General features: G+C 67.5%; 15 protein-coding genes and 1 riboswitch. Of the genes, 8 read left to right on the forward strand and 7 right to left on the reverse strand.

Going from position 1 to position 23,348, the window contains the following annotated elements; translation table 11 throughout:
* Positions 1–714 precede the first annotated feature (714 nt).
* The gene (locus tag ACFXJL_RS24995) at positions 715–2,865 is read left to right on the forward strand and encodes a M4 family metallopeptidase (protein WP_384695800.1); all 2,151 of its coding nucleotides are present in this window, start codon (positions 715–717) and stop codon (positions 2,863–2,865) included.
* 251 nt (positions 2,866–3,116) lie between these two features.
* A complete protein-coding gene (locus ACFXJL_RS25000; protein ID WP_384695803.1) occupies positions 3,117–3,797 on the forward strand; it encodes a pyridoxamine 5'-phosphate oxidase family protein in 681 nt (226 codons plus the stop codon).
* Positions 3,798–3,869: 72 nt separating this feature from the next.
* Here the strand turns inward: ACFXJL_RS25000 and ACFXJL_RS25005 are convergent, their stop codons facing one another.
* Positions 3,870–5,483 carry a DHA2 family efflux MFS transporter permease subunit gene (locus tag ACFXJL_RS25005; protein WP_384642226.1) on the reverse strand — a complete coding sequence of 538 codons (1,614 nt, stop codon included), beginning with the start codon at positions 5,481–5,483 and terminating at the stop codon, positions 3,870–3,872.
* Between the two features lie 110 nt (positions 5,484–5,593).
* On the opposite strand from ACFXJL_RS25005, the gene ACFXJL_RS25010 reads away from it, so the two are divergent.
* Together ACFXJL_RS25010 and ACFXJL_RS25015 are read left to right on the forward strand one after the other, a co-directional pair.
* Entirely contained in the window at positions 5,594–6,085 is a 492-nt protein-coding gene (locus ACFXJL_RS25010; RefSeq protein ID WP_358879932.1) for a MarR family transcriptional regulator, read from the forward strand.
* A gap of 632 nt (positions 6,086–6,717) precedes the next feature.
* Positions 6,718–6,874, forward strand: a riboswitch (cyclic di-AMP (ydaO/yuaA leader).
* Positions 6,875–6,877: 3 nt separating this feature from the next.
* On the forward strand, positions 6,878–7,642 hold the full coding sequence (locus ACFXJL_RS25015) for a transglycosylase SLT domain-containing protein (RefSeq protein WP_384695806.1): 765 nt from the start codon (positions 6,878–6,880) through the stop codon (positions 7,640–7,642).
* A 183-nt stretch (positions 7,643–7,825) separates the two neighbouring features.
* Here ACFXJL_RS25015 and ACFXJL_RS25020 read toward each other — a convergent pair whose 3' ends face one another.
* Together ACFXJL_RS25020 and ACFXJL_RS25025 are read right to left on the reverse strand one after the other, a co-directional pair.
* Positions 7,826–9,202 (reverse strand): HEXXH motif domain-containing protein, encoded by a 1,377-nt coding sequence (locus ACFXJL_RS25020; protein ID WP_384695809.1) that lies wholly within the window; start codon positions 9,200–9,202, stop codon positions 7,826–7,828.
* Positions 9,199–10,299 carry an FxsB family cyclophane-forming radical SAM/SPASM peptide maturase gene (locus tag ACFXJL_RS25025; RefSeq protein ID WP_384642217.1) on the reverse strand — a complete coding sequence of 367 codons (1,101 nt, stop codon included), beginning with the start codon at positions 10,297–10,299 and terminating at the stop codon, positions 9,199–9,201. Before ACFXJL_RS25025 ends, ACFXJL_RS25020 begins: the two co-directional genes overlap by 4 nt.
* 357 nt (positions 10,300–10,656) lie before the next feature.
* On the opposite strand from ACFXJL_RS25025, the gene ACFXJL_RS25030 reads away from it, so the two are divergent.
* From ACFXJL_RS25030 to ACFXJL_RS25040, 3 genes are all read left to right on the forward strand, one after another.
* Positions 10,657–10,839 carry a hypothetical protein gene (locus tag ACFXJL_RS25030; RefSeq protein ID WP_329026820.1) on the forward strand — a complete coding sequence of 61 codons (183 nt, stop codon included), beginning with the start codon at positions 10,657–10,659 and terminating at the stop codon, positions 10,837–10,839.
* A 62-nt stretch (positions 10,840–10,901) separates the two neighbouring features.
* The gene (gene fxsT / locus ACFXJL_RS25035) at positions 10,902–14,630 is read left to right on the forward strand and encodes an FxSxx-COOH system tetratricopeptide repeat protein (protein ID WP_384695814.1); all 3,729 of its coding nucleotides are present in this window, start codon (positions 10,902–10,904) and stop codon (positions 14,628–14,630) included.
* A gap of 47 nt (positions 14,631–14,677) precedes the next feature.
* Entirely contained in the window at positions 14,678–15,682 is a 1,005-nt protein-coding gene (locus tag ACFXJL_RS25040; protein ID WP_384695817.1) for a hypothetical protein, read from the forward strand.
* Here ACFXJL_RS25040 and ACFXJL_RS25045 read toward each other — a convergent pair.
* From ACFXJL_RS25045 to ACFXJL_RS25060, 4 genes are all read right to left on the reverse strand, one after another.
* The gene (locus ACFXJL_RS25045; protein WP_358879927.1) at positions 15,639–18,032 is read right to left on the reverse strand and encodes a hypothetical protein; all 2,394 of its coding nucleotides are present in this window, start codon (positions 18,030–18,032) and stop codon (positions 15,639–15,641) included. The two genes, ACFXJL_RS25040 and ACFXJL_RS25045, sit on opposite strands and share 44 nt — an antisense overlap.
* Positions 18,033–18,068: 36 nt before the next feature.
* Positions 18,069–19,142: a P-loop NTPase fold protein gene (locus tag ACFXJL_RS25050; RefSeq protein ID WP_358879926.1), complete on the reverse strand. Its 1,074-nt coding sequence runs from the start codon at positions 19,140–19,142 to the stop codon at positions 18,069–18,071.
* The gene (locus ACFXJL_RS25055; RefSeq protein WP_384695820.1) at positions 19,139–19,975 is read right to left on the reverse strand and encodes a hypothetical protein; all 837 of its coding nucleotides are present in this window, start codon (positions 19,973–19,975) and stop codon (positions 19,139–19,141) included. Before ACFXJL_RS25055 ends, ACFXJL_RS25050 begins: the two co-directional genes overlap by 4 nt.
* Before the next feature lie 141 nt (positions 19,976–20,116).
* Positions 20,117–21,322 (reverse strand): hypothetical protein, encoded by a 1,206-nt coding sequence (locus ACFXJL_RS25060; protein WP_384695823.1) that lies wholly within the window; start codon positions 21,320–21,322, stop codon positions 20,117–20,119.
* Positions 21,323–22,069: 747 nt separating this feature from the next.
* Between ACFXJL_RS25060 and ACFXJL_RS25065 the strand changes: the two genes are divergently transcribed.
* On the forward strand, positions 22,070–23,311 hold the full coding sequence (locus ACFXJL_RS25065) for a cytochrome P450 (RefSeq protein WP_384695826.1): 1,242 nt from the start codon (positions 22,070–22,072) through the stop codon (positions 23,309–23,311).
* Positions 23,312–23,348: the final 37 nt, after the last annotated feature.

The following is a 23,348-nucleotide window of genomic DNA, read 5'->3' on the forward strand; positions in this document are numbered from 1 at the left end:
GGGGTCTGTCGGAGTCCTCGGTCACACCTGAGGACATCTCTGAGGTCACGATGTTTCCTTCCATCGTTGGGATGTCTCCATCGTCCGTTGGTGACTTCCCGGACCGCGTCGTTCACAGGGACCCGTATGCCCCTCAGGTATCAACCAGGTGCTGTACGCGTGGGGTTGGCTACCCGTAGGGGGTGCCCCTGACGTGGCCGGATCACCGTGCCTCGTCGTGGCGTCGCCGTCGTGCAGCGCGGGCGTTGTGGACGGCGAGGTTGTGTAGGGGTTGCTTCCGTGCTCCTGACGGCGGTCCACCTTGTTCGTCCGGGCGCCGAGGGAGCGAGTTCGGCCCCACCCGCGGTGATAACGGAGCAGGGGGCGGGGCTTGCACGGGCGGCTCGTCGCAGCGCTGCCCCCTGATGGCCCGCACTCATCGCCATGGACGGTGGAGCATCCTCAACCGGTCAACCGCGAGGTGGGAGCGGGTCATCGCCCGGTGGAGATCCCCGTGGACAACCCCGCCTCGGGCGCCTGCTCCGGCACCGGCGTTCCCTTCGGATCACCCTCGCACAGAGTTCGGTGCAGGCGAGGCCGAAAGGATACGGCCAACCTCGTTGGTCACAACCGCCCAACCCTCCCCACTGATGCCACCATTCCTCAGGGCTTACAAGGGCGGCCCGGTCCTGGCCGCCCAGAGGCCCTGGCGCAGCCATGAGCGTCGGCGCCCGTATGACTTCGTCGAAGAACTGCGCTTTCGCCCGTTCTCCATCGGCGCCCCGCGCCGGCCAGTCCTGTTCCGGTCGCCACACGGCCACCACACGGCCGCCACAGAAGGAGTTTCCGTTGAGACGGTCTTCCCTCCAGACATCGGCCATCGGCGCCCTCGTCGCCGCCGCGAGTCTGCTCGTCGTAGCCCTGCCGACCACCACGGCGGGGGCGTCCCCCTCGTCAGCGGCGGCGCCCGGGCAGCCCGCACCGTCGCCCCGGGCCGGCGCCTTACCCGCCCAACTCACCCCGGCGCAGCAGAAGGGCCTCCTGGCGAGGGCCGGAGCCGACCGAGCAGCAACCGAACGGGCCATCGGGCTGGGTAGCAAGGAGCGGCTGGTGCCGCGCAGTGTGCTCAGGGACGCCGACGGCACCGTCCACACCCGCTACGAGCGCACCTTCAACGGCATTCCCGTGCTCGGTGGCGACCTCGTGGTCCACACCACTGCATCGGGCACCGTGAAGAGCGTGACCAGGGCGACCCAGGCCCGGATCGCGGTCCCGAGCACCACTCCCGTACGGTCCGCTGCCTCCGCCACCCGTTCCTCGCTCGCCCGCGCCAAGGGGTTCGGCATCGCGAAGACGGCACCCGCGGGCGCACCGAGAGCGGTGGTGTGGGCGGCCACCGGTCGGCCCGTCCTGGCCTGGGAGACCGTGATCAACGGCATCCAGGACGACGGGGCTCCCAGCGAACTCCATGTGATCACCCATGGCACGACGGGCGCCGAGCTCCACCGCTACGACGGGGTGAGAAAGGGCAGCGGCCACAGTCAGCACAGTGGACCGGTCACCGTGGGCAGCTCCCGCTTCGGATCGTTCTTCAACCTCACCGACACCGAGCGCGGCAGCCACCGTACGCTCGACCTCAACGGAAAGTGGGGGTGGGACGCGGTCGGTACCGTCCTGACCGACACCGACGACGTCTGGGGCGATGGAACCGCCGCGAACCGCCAGACGGATGGTGTGGACGCCGCCTATGGCGCTCAGGTGACCTGGGACTACTTCGCCGAGAAGCACAACCGCTACGGGCTGCGAAACGACGGGGACGGCGGAACCTCCCGGATCCACTACGGAACCGACTACCGCAGCGCGTTCTGGCAGGACTCCTGTTTCTGTGTGACCCACGGCGACGGCGGCACCGCGCCGCACACCTCCCTCGACGTGACCGCACACGAGTGGGCACACGGCCTCACCGCCCAGACCGCGAAGCTGTACTACTTCGGCGAGGCGGGCGGCCTGGCGGAGGCGAGCAGTGACATCTTCGCCACCGCGGTGGAGTTCCACGCGGACAACGACCATGACCCGGGCGACTACATCATCAAGGAGAAGGTCGACACGACGGGTTGGCCCTGGATGGTCCGCAACATGGACCGGCCGTCCAAGACCGCGATGCACACGGACTACTGGCACCCCCGCATCGACTCGGGCCGGCGTGACTGGTACACGGCGGGTCCGGCCAATCACTGGTTCTACCTGCTGTCCGAGGGCAGCGGCGCAAAGACCGTCAACGGGGTCCAGTACGACAGCCCCACGCACGACGGACTGCCGGTCGCCCGGATCGGCCGGGCCGCGGCCGAACGGATCTGGTACCGGGCGCTCACCGTCTATATGACCTCGACCACCAACTACGCGGGGGCACGTACCGCGACCCTCGCCGCCGCCGCCGATCTGTACGGAGCAGGCTCCACGGTCCACCAGCGGGTGACGGATGCCTGGGGAGCGGTGAACGTGGGCCAGCGCTCGGGGAACCCGACCCCGAGGCCCCCCGGGCCCGAGTTCGAGAACATCACCGACCACCCCCTCACCGGCACCCCTGCCCAGGCTGCCTCCTCCATCACGGTCAGCGGGGTACCGGGCAACGCCCCCAACATCCTGACGATCGACACGAACCTCATGCTGGCCAACTCGGCGAGTCTGGAACTGATCGCCCCCGACGGGACCGTCTACCCCATCGCGGGTGCGTACGGCGGGATCGAAGGACCGAACCTCTACCAGGGCACGGTCGCCGTCGACGCCTCCGCGGAGGTCGCCAACGGCGTCTGGAAACTCCGGGCGACCCAGGGGCCCTACGAGGGAGCGGCAGGGTACATCGACAGCTGGAAGTTGTACTTCTGAGGCATCACCCGCACACCGACGGTGGCCGGAGGCATCTACTCTCCGGCCACCGTCGGGCTTCCCCGGCAGCTTCGCGACCACCTCAGGGACAACGGATTTCGTTGTTTCAGCGATTCTTGGCTTCGATTTACCACTGTATCTAGAAAATTCTCAAGCGATATCGTTAGCATCTGACCGAAAGAGTAGAGGTCGCCCCTACCCTTCGGGCTCCGCCAAGGAGCCCGCCCATCCGGTCCGATGAAAGAGCCGATGTGACGCAGAGCCCGCTGCCGCCCGAGCTGCCCACGACCGAACGCACCCGCCATCGCCGACTGCGGGACCAGGGGAGCAACGACCGCCAGGCTCTGGACTCCCTGTTGAGCTCGGGCTTCATGTGCCACTTCGGTGTGGTCCTCGACGGTCAGACGATGGTCGTGCCGACCGTGTACGGAGCTGACGGCCTCCATCTGTACTTCCACGGCTCCGTCGCCAGCCGGAGCCTCATAGCCGCGCCGGATGCGAGCGTCTGCGTCACGGTCACCCAGGTGGACGGTCTGGTACTGGCCCGGTCGGTGTTCGAGCACGGTGTGAACTACCGCAGCGCCATGATCTACGGCGTACCGCGTGTGGTCGTGGATCCCGAGGAGAAGCTGGCCGGCCTGCGATGTCTGACGGAGCAGGCCACTCCCGGCCAGTGGGACTACGCCCGCCGCCCCAACAAGAAGGAGCTCGCCGCCACCACGCTCCTCGCCCTCTCCCTGGCGGAAGCCTCCGTGAAGATCCGTACCGGAGACCCGGACGACGGGGACGGGCCGGACGCCGCACTCGGCCTGTGGGCGGGCACCCTGCCGTTGGTGACCACCTTCGGCGAGCCGCAGCCGGATTCCACACTCAATGCGGGTATCTCCGCGCCGCCCCACATCCTCGGGCGTACGGGCACCCGCCTGGGCTGACGCCCACTGCGCAGAGCCCGAGGGGGCGCCGTTCCACCACGGAGGTCCCGCCCCACACACGGGAGCCGGGAGTCAGCTCCGCACCGTGTCCGCGCGCTCCCGGACGGCCCGCGTCGGTCGCGCAGGGGAGATGAGCACGGTCGCCACCAACCCGAGCGCAATCAATCCGGCCGCGACATAGCTGCCGATGGAGATGCTCAAGGTCATCGCGGCATCGGCCGCGTCGGCGACCGCAGCGGTCCGCGGATCCGCCGCGAGGGGCCCGATCGCCGCTCCCGCACTGTCGGTGACGGCCCGGGTGAACTCCTCGGCCTGCGCGGCAGGCACCTCGATGCGCGTGAGACTGGCCCGTAGATCTGCACTGAGTGTGGTGAAGAAGACCGTGGTGAGCACGGCGATGCCCAGGGCCGCCCCGAGTTCGCGGAAGGCGCTCTGCATACCCGATGCCTGTCCGGCACTGCGCTCGGGAACCTCGGCAAGTACGACATGGGTGACCTGGGCCGTGGCGAAGCCCACGCCGATGCCGTACAGGAAGAGGACCAGCGCGATGGACCACCATGAGCTATCCGTGGCGGCCATCAGCCCGAGCCAAGCCAGCGCGACCACCTCCAACACCAGACCGATGCGCACCTGGTCCAGCGGCGAGACCTTGGCAGTCATACCGAAGCTCGCCCCGCTCGCCACAAAACTGCCCACCGCAAGGGGGACCAGGGCGAGCCCCGCTTGGAGCGCGCTGTACCCCAGGGTGAACTGGAGCCAGAGCGGGAGCACCGCGATGATGCCGAACTCACCGAGCCCGATGATCACGGTGACGACATTGCCGTTGCGGAACGAGGCGATCGAGAACAGTCGGACGTCCATCAGGGCGCCCGCACCGTCGCCCCGAGTGAGCGCCTTCTGCCTGCGGAAGAAGACCTGGAGCACCAGAACCGAGAGCACCAGCGCCAGCAGCGCGGGCGAGGGGCCACTCGACCACGAGAAACCCCACATCTCCAGCGGTCGAATGACGGTAATCCAGCCGTAGGTCCGTCCTTCGACGAGCCCGAAGGCCAACAGCCCGACCCCGAGTACGGACAGCGCTCCACTCAGCGCGTCCACCCGGCCACGGCTGCGCGGCGAGGGGGCGAGCCAGGCGAAGGCACCCGCCACGATCAGTGCCGAGAGGGGGACGTTGATGCCGAAGGCCCACCGCCACGAAGCGTGCTCGGCGAGCCATCCGCCCAACAGCGGGCCGAGTGCGGCGGCGGCGCCGATGGTCGACCCCCAGACGGCGAACGCCTGCCCACGTTCCTTGCCCGTGAAGGTGGCGTTCAGTAGGGCCAGGGAGGTGGGCAGGATCATGGCCGCGCCGACCCCTTGGAGGAATCGGGCCAGGATCAACCATTCACCGGTGGGCGCCAGCCCCGCCACCACGCTGGTGGCGCCGAACACCACCACACCCGCGATGAAGACGCGACGCGCACCCAGGAGGTCGGCGAACCGTCCCGCCAGCAGGAGCAGCGCCGCGAGGACGATGGCGTAGGACTCCTGGATCCACTGCACCTGGACCGAGCTGATGCCGATGTCCTCGATCATCGGCGGGACGATCACATTGACGATCGTGGTGTCGACCACGATGAGGGCCACACCGGCCGCGATGGCGATCAGACCGAGCCAACGCCGGGCGGGGGAAGAAGGAGCAACCACTAGATACCTCCACCGTAAAGTAACTTCGCGGTGAAGGTAATGTGATCGACGATAGGTTGTCAATGCGTCGTCATGGCTCGTCGGCGCGAGGAAGCAGAGGAGGCGCCTCGATGGAGGAGTCGATGACGCCCGACGGTGTCGCGGCCCAGCGGGAACGACTGGCGGAGGAGCTCCGCGCCTACGGCGCGAGCTTCACCGAACTCGGCCGGCGCTTCGCCGTGACGTTGGGCGTGCACTCCACGGACGCCTTCGCCCTGCTGGAGATCGCCTCGGCCGAGGAGTCCGGCACACCGCTGTCTCCCGCCCTGCTCAGCAGGCGTATCTCCCTGACATCGGGCGCCATGACCACCCTGCTGAACCGCCTGGAACGCGCGGGCTACATCTCGCGTTCCCGCGAGCACAGCGACCGCCGCATCGTCACCCTGCGCGCCAGCGTCCAGTCGAAAGAGCTCGCCCGGTCCTTCTTCGAGTCCGTGAACGCACGACAGGACGCCATCCTGGCCGAGCACCCACCCGAGCTACTCGACCGACTCCAAGGCATCCTCGCCCAGCTGAGGGCCACCATGGACGCCGACCCTCGAACCGAGCACCCGGAGGGTTAGCAGCCCACGAGGGGCTGCCGGCACTTCAACGCCCCCACCACCGGCGCGGCCCACTCCCGCCACCGACCCATCGGCCCGCTCGACCGTCCGGGATTCAGACCACCTGCCGGCGCTGCCCGCCCATACCCGTTCCCACACCGCGCGACGGGCGGGACACCCCCACGAGCCGCCGCCCCTCCCCGCCGACAGGCGACTGACCGACGCCCGCAGAGCGACGTCGAGACTTCCTGCCGGATCGAGTCGGGCCACTGACACGCACCTGCTCGCCAGCCCCCGCCGCCACGACGCCACACCCGTACGACGCGAAGAATCTGCCCCATTAAGTCTGAATTGCCCTCTTAAGGGCTCTCGCCACACTGAATGGGCAAGCCCCGCAAAGGATCATCTCTATCAGGTAACGAGAAATTGCGTGACTTGGGTCACGCAGGGCAAAGAATTGATCTTTCCTAGCAACCCCACAACGCCTTCACAGAAGGAAAGTTGAGCATCCGGGCGAAATCCCAAAAGGGAGAGCTCCGAGGCAGGAAATGATCCAATAGCCATCCGAACGGAATTCGAGTCTTGTTCCATTCCCGTTCTCTCGTCTACGGTCATCCTCGAATCCGGACGGACCGCCGAATCCTGCCACCGTCCAATAAATCCCACTCACTCACGTATGGCAGGAGCGGGGGAACCAGGTAAGTCGCCGTCCAGCAATGGAACGGCTTGGGGTGAAGTCGCGCAGTGTGCGACCGGGCATCTCCAGCCCGAATCCGACAGCTCACCTCGCAGGCGACGGAGAGGAAATTCGCCATGCCTGCATTCGGTAAGCACCGCCGCCCGCAGAACAGTTCAATCGCCAAGGGCCTCATGGTCCTCGGGGCAAGCGGGGCCCTGCTCGCCATCCCCGCCCTGGGCACGGCCACCGCCCACGCGGCTCAGCCGACCAGCACCAAGGCCGCCCCGGCAGTCATCGCCCAGCAGCAGGTCAGCAAGCAGGTCACCGCCAAGACGTACTCCGTGGTCGCGGGTGACTCCCTCTCCCAGATCGCGGCGGACCACCAGCTGAGCGGCGGCTGGGAGAGCCTGTACGAGCAGAACCGCGAGGCCGTCGGCGACGATCCCTCGCTGATCCACCCCGGTCTCAAGCTCTCTCTTGGCAAGGTCGGCAGCAAGGCCCCGGAAAGCACTGCCAAGACGGCCACGATCGCTGCCGAGCCCGTGGCGTACAGCGCCCCGGCCGCGGCTGTGACCTACGCCAACAACCTCGACGGCTGGATCAAGGAATCCCTTGCCGTCATGGCCGAGCACGGCATTCCGGGAACCTACGAGGGAATTCACCGGAACATCATTCGTGAATCGTCGGGCAACCCTCTGGCGATCAACAACTGGGACTCCAACGCGATAGCCGGAACCCCTTCCAAGGGTCTCCTCCAGGTCATTGACCCGACGTTCCGCGCCTACCACGTTCCCGGAACTTCGACAAACAGCTATGACCCGGTCGCCAACATCACGGCCGCATGCAACTACGCAGCTGACCGATACGGTTCGATCGACAATGTCTTCGGGGCCTACTAGGTCGCCTATTGAGGCTTCATCAGCTCATTGAAGACTGCTCAGCTGAGGCCCTGGAATCCGTCTTGTCACGGGTTCCAGGGCCTCGCTGCGTTTCCCACGCCGACACCCACAGGACACGCATGCGCAGTCACCTGCCGGTGCAGGCAGGACGAGTTGGCCGCCGGGCAGTGGAGTCCGCAGTCCTCACCACCGCGCACCGTGGTCGAGGAGCCAGCGATCGCGGTGCTCATCACCGAGTTCCCTCGCCCGTGCCATCGCCGCACGAGGTACCGGCTCCCGGGCCAGTTCCGCGAGTGTGCTGCGCATCTGCTCGGCGAACCTCCGCCCGGCTTCGGTGAGACATCCGCCCGCCAACAGCGTCTCGTTGGCCTCCTTGGCGGCGTCCCGCCACCGCGCGAACTCCACCACAGCCCGCCAGGCGGTTGCTCTGTCCAACGACGCCCGGCGCTGCCGTCGCCAGAACTGAGCCACTCCCATGTGTGCGTACACACCGTGCAGCAGCCCGCCCGGGGGGCGGGGGTCCTCGCGCCAGGGCGCGTAGAAGAGTACGCCCGATTCTCGTACGACGAGGTCGACGAGGTGGGTGAGTGCGCTGAGCTTGTTGTGCTGGAGTTCGTGCACCAGCGCCAGGGCCAGATCGAGGGGGGAACGCGGGACCGAGAGAACCGAGCAACCGAACGCCTCGTCCGAACTGCTGGAGATGTTGCGGTCGGTGGGCGCACCGGTCGGCACGATCGCACGGTACGCGGATCGGGCCTCGACCGCCTGCCCCGGATGAACGGTGTGCAGGAGTTGCCACGCCTCTTCGAAGACACACCGCCACCGCTGCCACTGACACGCGGTCAACCTCCCTGGATGCCCACCGCCGGGGAGGAGGTGCGGATCGAGGTCATCCAGCAGGAGTGCCGGGCCGTCGGTTGGAGCGAGAAGTGCGCGCAGGGCCAGCCAGGGCGTGCCGGCATCCTCGTGTGAGAGGGCGTGGTCGGACCGTTCCCTGGGGATCCGCACCATCGTGGCGCCGCACTGAACGGTCGGCGAACCGCCTGTGGTCGACACCAGGGCCGGTTCGCCGTCGGATGCCAGGGGGAAGCGGGCACGCCCCAACGACGGCAGGAGCAGCCCCCCGCTGTGGACCGTCAACCGGACGGCGGCCGGCAGCCCGGTACGCACGGCTGCCGCCGCCGCCACTGCGGTCAGGGCATCGAGCGAGGGCGGTGGACCCGCCGTGGATCGATCGGTCATCAGTTGGTTGAGGGCCCAGAGTTGGGCGGGCCCGACGGAGGGGTACGTCAACACCTCATGGACCACGGCAGGGGCCCGGCGGTGCGCCGCACCCAGCAGTGACCATGCGTCGCGCGCCTGTGCGGCGAGCGTCCCGCCTCGCAGTTCGGCCTGTTCGACCACGGCCCGGGCGAGGACGACCCGCCGGCTGTACTCGGCATTGCGCAGCAGGGAGAGTGCCCGGGGGCCACCGTTTCCGGATGCGATCTCGTGGAACACAGCGCCGTCGAGCCGGTGGTGAGGAGGGGCGGGCTCGTGCGGGGTATGCGGAGGGTTCATCGTGACGGCGTTTCGGTGGGTGCAGGGGCCGCGCGGAGTCGGTCGACATCCTGCGCCACCCGTCGCCGCACATGGTCGATGAGCGCGGTCAGATCGGGGCAGTAGACGCTGGGATTGACGAAGCCGGTGCCGTCCGCTCGATACCGGTGGGCGTAGTGTCCACCGCCGCAGACCCGTCGTAGCCGGCAGCTTTGGCAACCGGTCGCGAGTGCGGCGAGTCCTGAGCGCCTCGCCACCAGTGCGGAGTGGTTCAGTGCCCGGTCGAAGGGGTCCCTCAGTACGTGCAGCGCGGTGGCGGCGGCGCCCGGATAGGTCGTGCGCAGGGTGTCGTCCTGGCTGATGGAGCCGTCGGTCTCGATGACGACGTAGCCCAAGGGCTCCAGACCGAGTCCCTCCACGACGGCGCGTCCACCGAGGAGCAGCGCGACGATCTGTTCCAGGATTCTCACCCGGGTCTCCTGGACCGGTGCGCCGTACCACTGTTCGAACACCTCGATCAGCCAGTCGGCGTATGGCGTATCGGCGCTGGCTGGATTCCGCCCCGGTGGCGGCGTGGACCAGTTGCCGTGCGGAAGCAGGAAATCCACCATGGGCGGGCGGTGGCGCAGGAGCGCGCGATAGGTGCGCACCGGGTCGTTGTCGAGGTCGATGGTGCACAAGAGCCCGCTGAACAGGGGACGGTAGGGGCCTTCGGCGATTCGGTGCACCGCCGCGGCCACCTGGGCGTGACTACCGCGGCCGTCGGCTCGTCGACGGTGGCGGTCGTGCGCGGTGCGGTCGCCGTCCATGCTGATGCCGACCCTGACGTCGAGTTCGGCGAAGAGTGCGAGGTATTCCTCGTCGAGCCGGACCCCATTGGTCTGAATCGCATAGGTGAGCTGAACCGTCTCATCCACTTCGCGGCGAATCGCTCTCACCGCACTGCTGATGAATTCCCTGCCCGCCAGCAGCGGTTCACCGCCGTGCAGAACGATTCCCAGGGCGCCAAGTCCATGGGTGCGGGCGTGTTCGCCGATGCGCCGCGCCGTGGACTCCATCACCGCGGGTGACATCGTGCGCGGTTGTGTGCGCCAGACCTGATCGACACTGCGGTACATATAGCAATAGTCACAGGCGAGATCACATCTGCCATGGATTTTGATCACGAAATTGCGGAACGGAATCTCTTCTGGTCGGGCTGGATTCACGTACTGCACGGTGCGTGCACCTCTCGTGAAGGAGCTCTGGCCCGCCCAGTCCGACGGATGGCGTGGATTCAGTATTTTCAGCGGCTGATTGGCCCGTCAAGGTCAGGAATCGGCCGTCGTACAGGAATGCCAGCTTCCGTGGGGCGTCCGTCGGTTCTCCTGGAACCTGGCGGAGTGAGCTGACTCAGCGTTACAATGTACGCGCGTGTTGCCCCCGCCTTGTGACCGGTTTCTGTGAATCTCGCGAGAAGGGTGGTCGATCTCCCGATGACGGAGCCGGCCGAGGCACCGAATGATCTCGATTCCCCATTGGTCGATCTTTCTGGACTGCCATTTGAAAAGATCGCACAACTTCCCCAATCCGCGTTGGGTTTCACCCTGCGCAGACTCCATGAAGTGGCCGAACGGCCGGACCGCATCTTCACCGCGGACTATCAGGACCTCATCTGACGCCTTCACAGATCCCGCAGAGATCCCCGGCCCCGGTGATCCCGACCATGGAGCCAACGACGATGTCGATCTTGTCCGATGCCGGCCGTGACAACGGCCGTACCCGGGTGACCCTCTTCTGCTCTACCGCCGAGAACATCGGGCAGACCACGACGGTGGTCAATGTCGCCCTGGTCATGGCCGAATCGGGGCGTCGTGTGCTGATCGTGGACACCCGGCAGTCGGACATCAGGGCCTTTCACTATCTCGGTTCACTCTCCGCGGGCACGCCCAACAGCGACCCGGATTCGACCAGATCGTCGGGGGCCGCGCTTCCGCCGCCTTCGATATGGGACGTCTCCCTCCACGGCCGCCCCCTGCGCGTCGACCTCCTGACGCTCGACGACGTGCCCGGCCTCTCCCGGCTCGACCCGTTGCTCCTCCTGCGCTACGACGAGGTCCTCATCGACGCGCCCGTGCCGCGCCATGACGAGGAGTACACCGTCCTGGCCGGCCTGCCCCACGTCCTCGCCACGTGCTTCCCCCTCAACTCCTGGCGGGTGGAGAACGCGGCGGCACTCGCCCGCAGGGTCAGACAACGAGCGGTGGGGCAGATCGGCGTGCTCGCCATCGGTCTGCGCGCGGACAGCCGGATGTACGACCAACTGCGTACCGCCCGGGCGCTGGTGCGGGAGAACTTCGAGGAGCTGAGCGACGGAGCGGGTGCCCACTACGTCGAGTTCCCGTACGAGTCGCTCTACGCCCAACTGGATCGACTGGCCGTACAGGAGGAGGACCCGGGCTCCGACAGCGGGCTGCGACCCCGCTTCGTCCAGCTCGCCGACGAACTCGCCCGCACCCAACCGGTGGAGTTGAGCCGGGTCACGCTGCTCCACACACCTCGACACATCGCCTGGGCGGAGTGGATCGCCGGCCAGCTGGAGTCGTGCGGGGTCGAGGTTTCGCGGAGCGGGTTCGCCCCCTTCATCGGAGAGCCTCCGCTGCCCGGGTCGATGCTGCTCGTCGTCTCGCCACTGGGGGTGGCCAGCTCGAAGGCCGAGTTGTTGGCCGATCTCTCGCATCCGGATGTACGGATGGTGCTCGTCGATGAGGAAGTCCTGCCGCGAGAGCTCTCTCACCACGAGCAGATCGTGCTGCGGCACGTCTCGGAGGCGGAGGCCGTGATCGCGCTCCGGGAGAGTCTGCATCTGCCCGGTCCCGCACTGTCCGAATCCGTTCACCGCTTTCCCCGGATGCCGCGTGACAACAATCTGTGGCCCCGCAACAACGCCTTTATCGGCCGGGACGCCCTCTTCGAGGAAGTGCGGGAGACCTTGGCCGCAGCCGCCGTCTCGCGCAGTTGCGGTCTGCTGCTCGGGCAGCCGGGCATCGGCAAGAGCCAGATCGCCCTGGAGTTCTGCCATCGCTTCCGGGGCGACTACGACCTGGTGTGGTGGGTGCCGGGCGACGGCCCGGCTTCGGTTCGCCGAGGGCTCACCTCCCTGGCCGAACGCCTGGGCCTGCCCACGGTCGGGGACCCCGTGCCCCGGGTCCTGGCCCATCTCGGCAGTCCGGGCAGCGGGGATTGGCTCCTGGTGTACGACGACGTGCGCGACGCAGCGGCCCTTTCGGCGCAGAACCTGCTCCCGACCAGCCGGGGCGGGGGCCATGTCCTGATCACCGCCAGGCTCGGTGATCAGGACGCGTCCGGGCACGTGGTGGAGGTGGCACCCTTCTCCGCGGAGGAGAGCCGTGCACTGCTGACGTCGGCGGTGGACCAACTACCCAGCCACCTGTGCGAGCGGATCGGCCAGACAGTCGGTCATCTACCGCTGACGGTCGCGCTGGCCGCCGCCTGGCTCGACATGGACGCCGCCCGTCACGAGGCGGAGAACCGTTCGCGGAGCGAAGCCGTCCTGCGGGCTGCCGAACGCTTCGACCAGGCGTTCACGACCGCCCAGACGGATCTCTTGGCGCACGAGAGGAAGGTGCCGCTGCCACGGGTGGTGCTGGAGGTGGCCATCCGCTCCATCGGACTGACCGAAGCAGCCCAGGCATGGGCGCAGGAGCACGGTGGCGCCACAGCCCTGGGGTGGGTGTTGGAGTGCTGCGCCCTGCTGACCGGTGCCGGCGCCGATCTTGCCCTGCTGCGCTCCCCACAAATGCTGTGGGCACTCGCGCACCGCACCGGAGGAGCCTTGGGTCCACCGGAGCCCGCCGCCATGGTCAGCGATGAGCTCATGGTGGACGTGGCACTGTGGGCGCTGTCGGGCCTCGGTCTGATCGAGGTCGACTTCGCCCGCCCGGGGCGCCCGGTGCGGATGCACCAGGTACTGCGCGAGGCGGTGTTGACCCGCATGGGCGACACGGAGCGCAAGGTCCGAGAGCGCGAGCTACGGGCCGTGGTCGGCGGGTACTCCCCCGGCGCCACCGCGGCGCAGGACGGCGGCCCTGCCGTGGCGACCAGCGGAGGGCAGGGCGGCGAGCGACAGCTGAGCGCCTCGCAGACGGGACAGCTGACCGCGCTGAGGATCTGGGAGGACCAGCGACCGCCGGTACAGCGCTGGCTCCTCGACCACCTCGGGGTGCTCACTCGCTCCGACGACGTACTGCGGCTGGCCGAGGCGCTGGAGTTGGGACGTCGGGCCGAGTCGGCCTGGGCCGACTCTCCCAACTCCGCCGAGTACTTGAGGCTCCAGACGCTGCTCGCCCGTGCGTTGCGCAACAGTTCGGAGTATCCCGAGGCCAGCCGACACGCACGGGTCGCCCTCCGCGGATACCGGGCCTCGTTCGGCACCCACCACCCGCGGACCCTGCTCTGTGCCGATGCGTACGGTGCGATCCTGCGGGCGGACGGACACTTCACCGACGCCCTCTTCGAAGGGCGCCACGTCCACCGGGGCCTCTTGGCGCTGTTGGGGCCCCAGCACCGTGCGACGGACCAGGTCGAACACAATCTGGCGCTCAGCGAGGCATTGGCGGGCGATGCGCCGACCGCCCTCCAGTTGCTCCAGGACCAGTTCAACCGCCGGCGGGCCATCGGAGGACCGGACGACCCGCGCGCCTGGCAGATCGCCAACACCCTCGCGGGCACCCACCGAGCGCTCGGGCAGAACCGGGAGTCGTCCACTCTGCTGCGGGGGTTCCTGGCGTACCGCAGTGCGATGTCCCCTTCGTCGGCTCCGGACGCCGATGAGTTGCGCGCCGAGAACGGGCTCGCGGTGGGCGAGCGGCGCTTCGGGCGGATCGGACGGGCCCATGAGCGTGACGGCCGGGTGCTGGCGGACTGTCTGCGGTACCTCGGCGAGCGGCACATCGTCACTCTGCGCACCCGCTACAGCCTCGCGATCGACCTCTATGAGTTGGGCAAGCACGAGGCGGCACTCCAGGAGTCCGCGATCTGTCTACAGGCACTCGGCGACACCTTGGGCACCGATCATCCCTACACCCAGCTGTGCCGGGTGCGCCATGGCGTACATCTGCGCGGAAGCGGTCGACCGGACGAAGCCCTGGACGAAGGGCGCACCGCACTGGAGCAGTTGGAGGCCCGGCTCGGTTTCGCCCACCCGTGGAAGCTGGCCGCCGCGTCCAGCCTCGCGGGCACCCTCGCGGCGCGCGGAGAGTTCGAGGAGGCCGCGGACCTGGAGGAGTCCACCTTGGAGGGGTTCGACGAACTCGGTCTGACCCAGCATCCGTACCGTGAGCTCGTCGCCCGCAATCTGTCGGATCTGTTGGCGGTGGTGAGCGGGGACAGCCGGGCAGGCGACGCGCTCCGCGGGGACATCGATCTGGAACTGCCCGGGGCCGTGTGAGACAGCCGGAGAGCGGGCCGAGGGCAGCGAGAAGGAGTGCACTGGAGATGACCGACACCCCTGCGGAACGACGACCACCCGATGCCCCGGTGGCGTTGCACGCGGAGCACTGGAACACCAAGGTCCAGGAGGACATCAGCGAACTCTGTCAGCGACACGTCGCCCAGTGCCCGGCCATACGGTCGGTCGCCCACTACAGCAACGGCATCCTGGACTTCGTTGTGCACGCTCCCGACGCGGAACCGCTGCCCAGCGGCCCGCTGGTCGACCACCGCATCGACGCCGAGGGCCGGCCCGGACACCAGCTGGTCCGCTGTGTGCAGGACATCGACCGCTCACTCGCGCCCCTGCGGACCGGCGAGCTGATGCGCACGGTCGTGGCGACCCCGACGGGCGCACTGTACTGCGGCCGGGTGAAGGCGGATCAGCACATCGTCGGGATCACCGTGGACGGTGGTCGGGTCGACGCGATGGACGACCAGCTCAACCATCTGGTGACCAAGCTGCGCGCCATGATGAACCTCCCGAACGAGTACCTGGGCGGCGTGAACGTGCCGTACGTCGTCCCGGACGGGACGGAGGGCCTCAAGTTCCTCACCGGCCATGCGGTCGACGAGCAGATGGAGGCACGGCTGCGGGGAATCTGGCACCGCTTCCTCAACCACACCGACCTCCAGTACCTCGCGTACTACCGGGGCTGGGACCTCATATGCGTGGGGGACGCGTTCGACAGTCCGCGCCTGGGCCTGCGGTTCCTCGCCATCGAGCCGGACGCCCGGCGCCGGAGGTACCGCGACATCGCGGGAGGTCTCCGTACGGACATCGCACGGCTGCGGGACGCCCTCCAGTCCATCACCCGGGACCCGATCAATCGTCTCGTGCTCGATGTCCAGGAGGGGGCCATCTACATCCACTGGGTGCCCGGGGGGCGCAGCGGCGACTTCCTGCTCGGTGTCACCCTCGACCAGCACCAGGTCGGCAATGCCGAGCGGCGGTTGCGCGAGGTGCTCAGCGAACTGCCTCCCCCCTCGCCCCGCCGCCTTCGCCGCTGACTTCACGTAGGACGGCCCGCTGAACCTCTTCGGCGAGTCGTCCGAAGACATCGCCGACCTGGGTGCGCCGCACGGCACGGGTGCCCTGTTCCTGGGTGGGGCGCGCACCGGGAAGGAGTTCGGCCCGAATCGGCGGCAGCACTTCGAAGGTGATCTCGAAGCTCCTGCACACGATGAAGAGGCTGTTCTCCTGAGCGGCGGTGGGCACGGGACCGGCCGTGGCCGCCACGGTGCGCAGCCAGCCCGCAATGCCGTCGCGGAAGCCGTCCAGCAGCTGTCTGAGCAGCGCGGTGATGCCCAATGTCTGGAACTGTTCCATGGTGAAGGCCATACGGTGGGGTCGGCCGTCGGGTGTGGCCATCCCGCTCGTGTCGACACCGAGCGACTGACGCAGGCTGGTGGTGCTCTCACCGCCGGTCAGCAGATCGAGGGCCTCCCTCGCGACGGTGAACAGCCGGTCCACCGATGCGGGCAGTGAAACGGCCGCTGTCCCCGAGACGCCGGACGCAGTCGACACGGCCACGGGCTGTGCCGTTGCTCCCCATCGCTCCACCTGGCCGTCCAACCGGTCCATGCGTTGCAGCACCTCGCCCTGTTGGACCGCCATGGTGCCCAGCCGGGTCCGCAGGGTGTCCAACGCGGTCTGCTGCCGTGCCGTCGCCATCCGAGCGGCCAGAACGTCCAGGGCACGCGCCAGCTGCTCGCTGAAACTGGCGTCGCCGACCGCCAGTGGCGAGGTCCCGATGGCCTGTGCGACCCGGTTGCGCATGGTGCGGGGTACATGGCCGTTGGAGATGACCAGCACTTCGCAACTGCCCGCTCCGAAGGCGCGTCTCACCGTGCGCGTCACCCGGGTGATGCGGGTGACATCGGCTTCCGCCAGTACGGACGACACCAGGAGGATGCCGATGGCGGAGGTCACGTCGACCCGCAGCCAGTAGGCGATCGCGTTCACCTCGTCGCCCGTGACGGCCGCCAGTTCGGGCGGGTGGAGCTCTCGGCGCCACTGACCGTCCGTGAGGGTCTTCTCCACGGAGTGGAGGACCTCCCCGATGTCACGGTGTTCATGCAGTTGGCGAACGGCCACCCGGATCAGATCGGCGTCGATGTGGGCGATGCGTTCATCGGACGCCGCCGCGATCTTCCAGGACTGGTGACACACACGCAACGCCTGCCGGGGCACCCCGTCGGACAGCTCCGCCACTGCGTCGATCGCCCCGGTGGCGAAGGGTGCGTACGTCGCGCGCTGCTCCTCGTCCAGTCCCGCGCCCCGGAGCGCGGCGGAGGGCAGCGTACGGACGTGGGCGCGAACGAGCCGACCGCATTCCGCCCGCTCCAAACGGGTGGGCCAGATCTGGAGCACGCGCTCGTGAAGACTGCGCGGGAGCCTGCTCCACGGCTCGGGGCGGATGCAGAAGACCAGCAGACCGCCCTGATTGACATAGGTGTTGACCAACATCTCGAAGCCGTTGATGAAGGCGTTGTAGGAGTCGGGGGGCCAGTCCAGGACGTACTCCAGTGCGTCGAGGACGAGGACGTACGGCTTGCCCACCCGACCGTGCAGGAAGCCGAAGACCGCAAGCGCGTCGAAGATCCCTTCGATGGCGTCGATCGACGAGAACACACCGCGCTCGATCAGCGACCGGGAGGGCGGGTCGCCGGTCAGCCAGTCCCACACCTCCCGGTTGTAGGGCCCTTCCAGCAGCAGTGCGAGGGCCGAGGCGAAACCCCGGTGGTCGGTGACGAGCCGAAGGTGCTCGACGAGGTTGCGGTGGATCAGCTCGCGGTCGAGGTCGATGGCCTGCTCGACCTTCTGCGGGTCGAACGACCGGTCACGCAACCCGGTGACGAGTTGCTCCCGCGCATGGCCGAAGCGACGCGACTCGTCCGCTTCCACCAGGTTCGCCGCGACGTCGGCACGGTAGTGGCTGACGACCTGTTCGAAGGCGGTACGACGGTTGCGGTCGTCCCGGAGGCTCATCATCCTGTTGCGGTAGATCGAGCCCATGGCGATGCTCGGTTCATTGATCACCCAGAGCGGCGGCGGGAACGGCTCGACCGTACTGCGGGAGCGGACTTCCGCCGCGACCTCACGCGCCAGATGGCTCTTGCCCATCCCTAGCTCACCGACAAGTGCTATCGCTCGCCCGCGCCCACCTCCCAGTTCGCGCCTGGCGAAGTAATCGGCGAGCTGTTCCTGCACACGGGTGAGCGCCGCGGTGGCCACGGTTTCGGGCCGGGTCGCAGGTTCCGAGCCGGTCCGTACGTCGTCGGTGAACGCGCCCAGCTGCACCACGGGGCTGAACGGAAAGGGATTGCCTGCCTGGAAGATGTCATCCGTACGACTCACTGAGGTGATCCCTCCTCGCGTTGCAGGTCGAGCCGGTCAGTATCCAAGGTCGCCGAGGTCAGGCGGACCGAAGTTGAGGGCGAACGCGCTGAGTCGGTCCATGTCGATCTCCTCTTGTCCGTCTGCGATGACCTCCTGGGAGATCGCATAGAGAAATGTCTGAAGTTCTCTGACATTGCTGTACAAATGCTCTTCTGGACTAGTGGAGATGACTTCGTCGGCAATTTTCACGGCCTTACCGGGAAGGCCGCCGTCTGCCGTCCGTTGGCGTATGAAGCTGGCCCAGTCATCGGCCTTGATCTGCCCCATCTCCAGATGCATCAGATGCGTCGACTGATACTGATGAAAGGCCACTTCGACATCCTGACCGATGCTGCTTCCAGAACTCTCCAAAAAGAAGACGATACCGGCTTTAGCATGACTGTGACAGCTACCCAGGAATTGTTGACTGGCTTTTGGGTTTCGCCAGTTCACATGCGGCACCACGATCATGAGGACATGGTCCCTGATGCCGAGTTCCTCGCTGATCAAGGCATATATGTCGGACACGAACCGAAAGCTCAGCGCGGTCTTCTCCGTCTCCTTCGTCAGCACCTTCGCCCGCACCAACTTGCGGAGCACCTCTTGGGCGATCTTGCGGTTCAGATCCGAGACGCTGAGGGTGATGCCGTCCTCATGGCTGAATCCGTTGTCCTGGTTGCGGAATCCTCGCATGGTGACGACGTGGACCCCCTCATATCCACTGTGCGGCTCCCACAGTCCGCCCTCCAACACGCTGGAGCGCCCCAGGTAGTCATTAACCCGGCGCGATAGATCGTCAATACACCAATTGATCAGAGACGTCTTCCCGGAACCGGTCGACCCGCTCACGACGACGACGTATCCCGTGCCCGGATCGCTGGAGACGATTCTCATGGGCTGAGGGCCCCGGGCTGCGAATGAGCTGATCAATTCGTCCGTGTGATCCACCGGAACCCAGAGGTTGAGATGCCCGGGAATGCGCCAGGGGGCCAGCGGGCAGTCCTCCATCGGCTTGACGATCTCGCCGGATCCGAAGACATCGAAGGGGGCCGGGATTCCGAACGGGTTGACGGGCTCATCCGGGGTCATACGCGCCCGCCCCTCGGGGCCCGGCCCGGGAGCACCCGCCGCACATGCCTCAGCAGGGAGGTCGAGACGAGTCGTTCAACATCCGACAACGTGGACTGGAGGAGGGTCCGCTGTCGATTCGCCTCCGCCTGCTTCTCGTGTTCCTTGAGGAGCCGGTTTCCCTGCGGCCCGCCCGCGGTCTGGTCCGACAGCGGCTCGCCGAACGGAAGGGAACCGGCGAGGGCGAGGGCCTCAACACGCCGGGAGCCCACGACTCCGAATCTCCGCAGGGCCACCACCAACTCACCCCGCGTGGAGTCGAGTTCGGTATAGGAGGCATCGCGCTCCCCCTCCCACACGGACAGATAGCCTTCAGCTGCGAGCGCGAAACGGATCGTCGCCCCGTCCAACTCGTCGGCCTGTGCCCTGCGCCGAGCGGAGGAGCGTTCGCTGGCTCCGCCCAGGAGGGTGAGCCCCGCGCCGAGCACGGCCAACAGCGCACCTGCCACCAGCGTCTCCAGCAGGCTCGGCCCCGATGAGCCCGGTTCGGACGAGGCGTTGGCATCGGCCTCCATCACCGCGGCGCACACCCGCCGAAAGGAATCCCGACGGTCCTCGGCCCACTCCTGAACCGTCCTTGACCCGCTGGCCTTCGGGGAGGGGCCCGGTGGCGATGGAAGGAGCCGTTCGGGCTTCCCCTTCGCCTCAGTGGCGACTCCGAGTCGAACCGCGGCGTCCACAACGGCCTTGCGCCGCTCCTTGGCCAGGCAGTACACCGTGTGGACATCGTCGACACCGGCTCCCTTGCCCGTATCCGCGTTCCCCGCGGGGGTGGCAGCCGTCGGACCGGGCACGGCCGTGACATCCCGTTCCCCTACCGCGAGGGTGTCCCCCACCGAACGGGAGGCCGACAGCAACAGAAGTACGCCGAGGCACCACAGAAGCGCCCAACCCCTTAACCACATGCCGCATCTCACCCGTATCCCCCGTTCGCCCTAGGGCTTGGCTGTATCGGCACTCTCCATCGGCTCCTGCAGCAGCCCGCAAGGGCCTTCCTGATCCTGGTGGTATCGACCTCCAGTACGGTCCTCCCATGCCGCCCAGGCTCCGTTGGTGAAGTAGTACAGCGCGTTGACCGTGAGGATCGCGGGTCCGACGATGGCCACCGTGCCGGGGAAGTCGGGCTCCAGGGCGAGCGCCAAGATGATGGCCGTGATGCCGTTCTGCTGACCGAGACCCAACTGGACCCGATCGCTCCGCCCAAGGCCCGAGATCAGCCGTGGCGCAACCCACAAGCCGATGACCACTTGAGCACCGAACGCAGCAAGACCCAGCACGAAGCCCCGCCAGGGAGCGATCCCCTCTGCGAGTAGCAAGCCGAGGATCGCGGCAGCCAGCACAAAGGCGACGGACACGGCTCGTTGGACGAGGGGGCCGTACCGGCCCACCCGGAGGAAGAGCCCGGCAACGGCCACCGCAGCCATCAACATCCAACCCGCCGCAACGGCGATCAGCACCAGGGCCAGCACCAGGCTGAGGCCGTCCGCCAGTGCGGACCCCGTACGAGCGGTCGGCCGCGGTCCCGGGCGGAGCCGTGACCTGCGCAGCCACCAGCGGGGTACGCCCCACAGCACCGCGACGGCGAGGAGCAGGACGAGGTTCCAGCCCAGGCCGGCCAGAAAGGCCGAGGAGCCTTCGCCGACCGTGCCGGCTGCCGGTCCTCCCGAGCGGTCCGACAACTGGAAGGCGAGCACGGAGAAGTACAACGTGAGGAGCACGGTCATCGGATCGTCGAATGAAGCCCAGGCTGCCAGCAGGGACTTGGCCCGAGGAGACATCCGCCGGCTCTTATTCATCGCCGCCACGGACAATGGGTCGATCTGGGCGACCGCAATACCAAGAACGAGATACTCCGGTTTCCCGAAGACCAGGACCATCACTCCGGCGATCAAGAGGGCCTTGAGAAGGACCCCCAGGGTTACCGCCAGAACGAGGACACGAAGATCACGGCGCATTTCCCCGAGAGCGATGTCGTGCGTGCTTCCGTACAACCCCACCGCGAGCAGGAAGCCGGCCAGATACAAATACCAGGGGGCTTCGACCAGTCGTTCCGCGCTGAGCCCCTGGCCAACGGCGACTCCGACCACGACGGCACCCAGAGCAGCCAGGACGACTCTGGGCAGGGCAATCCCTCCAGCCACTCCCCTGGCCTGGCGTAACACACGCACACTCACCGGCGACCCTCCGTTCCCGTACCTCGATCTCCCCGCACAGGATCAGTGATCGAATATGAGTGAGCGGTTTCATTCCCGCACCAGAAACCGCAGAACAGCACAGAAAATAGCAACCATTGGCCAGAAGGACTTGACCACCTTCTGCCAGTCCCGCCCATCATGCCGCAACAGGCAACAGAGCCACTCGGCTTCCCCGAAATATCCACCGTTGCCACCCCCCTTTCTATCGGAACCCCCGGCTCCAATAGACGGCTGACATCGGAAATCCTCAGCCTTCCTGATTCATTCCCTTGCGTCCGGGGATCAATCGGCCGTCGGGTGGCGCTGAGGGGGGGTTCGGGCGTACGACCAGCGCCTCAAAAGGACCGGTGCCCGCCGACCTCCGCTCCGGAGTCAGCCCCTGGGCCGAACACCGGGATGACCGGGCCCGACAGATTCGCCCGCGAGACGGGGGACGGGGCGCAGGGCGTCGCGGCACGGCGCAAGGAAGGTGGGAGCGCGGTTCCCGTCGGCCGGTCGGAGGGCTGGTTCCTTGGCGCGGGATGGACAGGTGAGAAGGGAGAGGCGGCGGTGTCCCGCCTCATGGACTCGCGCGGTCTGGCGCCAGCTCAGCCGGTCCCCTTTGATGGAAAGCGGTACACATCGGGGCGAGGCAATGCCCCGGTGCGCCATGACCCCGCAGGTCTCTCTTCGCAGCCCGGGAGGTACCACCCCATGACCGACCTCGACCCCTGTCCCGGCATCACCTTGGAAAGCGCTGGCGGGCCCCCATTACACGAGCAGGCGGAAATTCTGCGCCAGGCCGGCCCCGCCGTGCCCGTCAGACTGCCCGAGGACGTGGTGGCCTGGTCGGTGACCCGTGGCGACGTGATCAAGAAGCTGCTCTCCCACCCGGCGGTCTCCCGGGACGCGCAGCAGTCCAAGCCCGGATATCAACCGGGCGCCGTGGCCTGGCTGGTGCCCTGGGTGGACGCCGAGAGCATGTTCAATGCCGAGGGCCGGGACCACACCAGGCTCAGACGGCTCGTCGGGCCTGTTTTCGCCCCCCGGCGCATCGACGCGATGCGCCCTCGGGTGGAGGCCGTCGTCCACGATCTCCTCGACGCCCTGGCGGCGTACGACGGTGACGAGCCAGTGGATCTGCGGGCCGCGTTCGCCTACGCCCTGCCCACCCGGGTGATATGCGACCTCTTCGGTGTACCCGGCCCCCAACGCCCGGCGATGTTGGAGTTGTTCAACGCGGTCCTGTCCACCGGGGTGGCCGCGGAGGAAGCCGCCGCCGTCAGCAGCGCTCTGGAAGTCGCGATCCGCGAACTCATCGAGACCAAGCGCAGGCATCCCGGGGAGGACATGACGAGTCTGCTCCTGGCCACACACGAGGAGAGCGGTGACCGACTGAGCGAGCAGGAACTCATCGACATGCTGATCCTGATGCTGGGGGCGGGCAGCGGCACGGCCATCGCGCTCATCGGGCACGCGGTCACGGAACTCCTCCTCCACCGGGGCCAGCTCGATATCGCGCTGAACGACGCGTCCGCCTGGGCCGATGTCATCGAAGAGACCCTGCGACTGCATCCCTCCGTGATGCACATGCCGATGCGCTGGGCGACCGAGGACATCGATCTGGGCGAAGGGGTCGTGATACGGGCCGGGGACCCCATGATCATCGGGTTCGGTGCCCATGGTCGCGACCCTTCGGTCCACGACGACCCCGAAACCTTCGACATCCGCCGGAAGGAGAAGTCCCATCTCGCCTTCGGCCATGGCATTCACTACTGTCTGGGCGCGCCGTTGGCACGCCTCGAAGCCTCCGTGGCCCTCCCGGCGCTCTTCGCCCGGTTCCCCGGACTGACGCTCGCGACGCCTCCCCGGGAGTTGGAGCACCTCCACTCCTTCATCGGCAACGACATCACCACCCTGCCGGTCCTCCTCGGCCGTTCAGCGCGTGCCGCATAGCCCGACGAAGGCGAGCCCCGCGGAAGTCCAGGACGAG

This window comes from Streptomyces sp. NPDC059256, from assembly GCF_042753785.1.
In the GTDB taxonomy this organism is placed as follows: domain Bacteria; phylum Actinomycetota; class Actinomycetes; order Streptomycetales; family Streptomycetaceae; genus Streptomyces.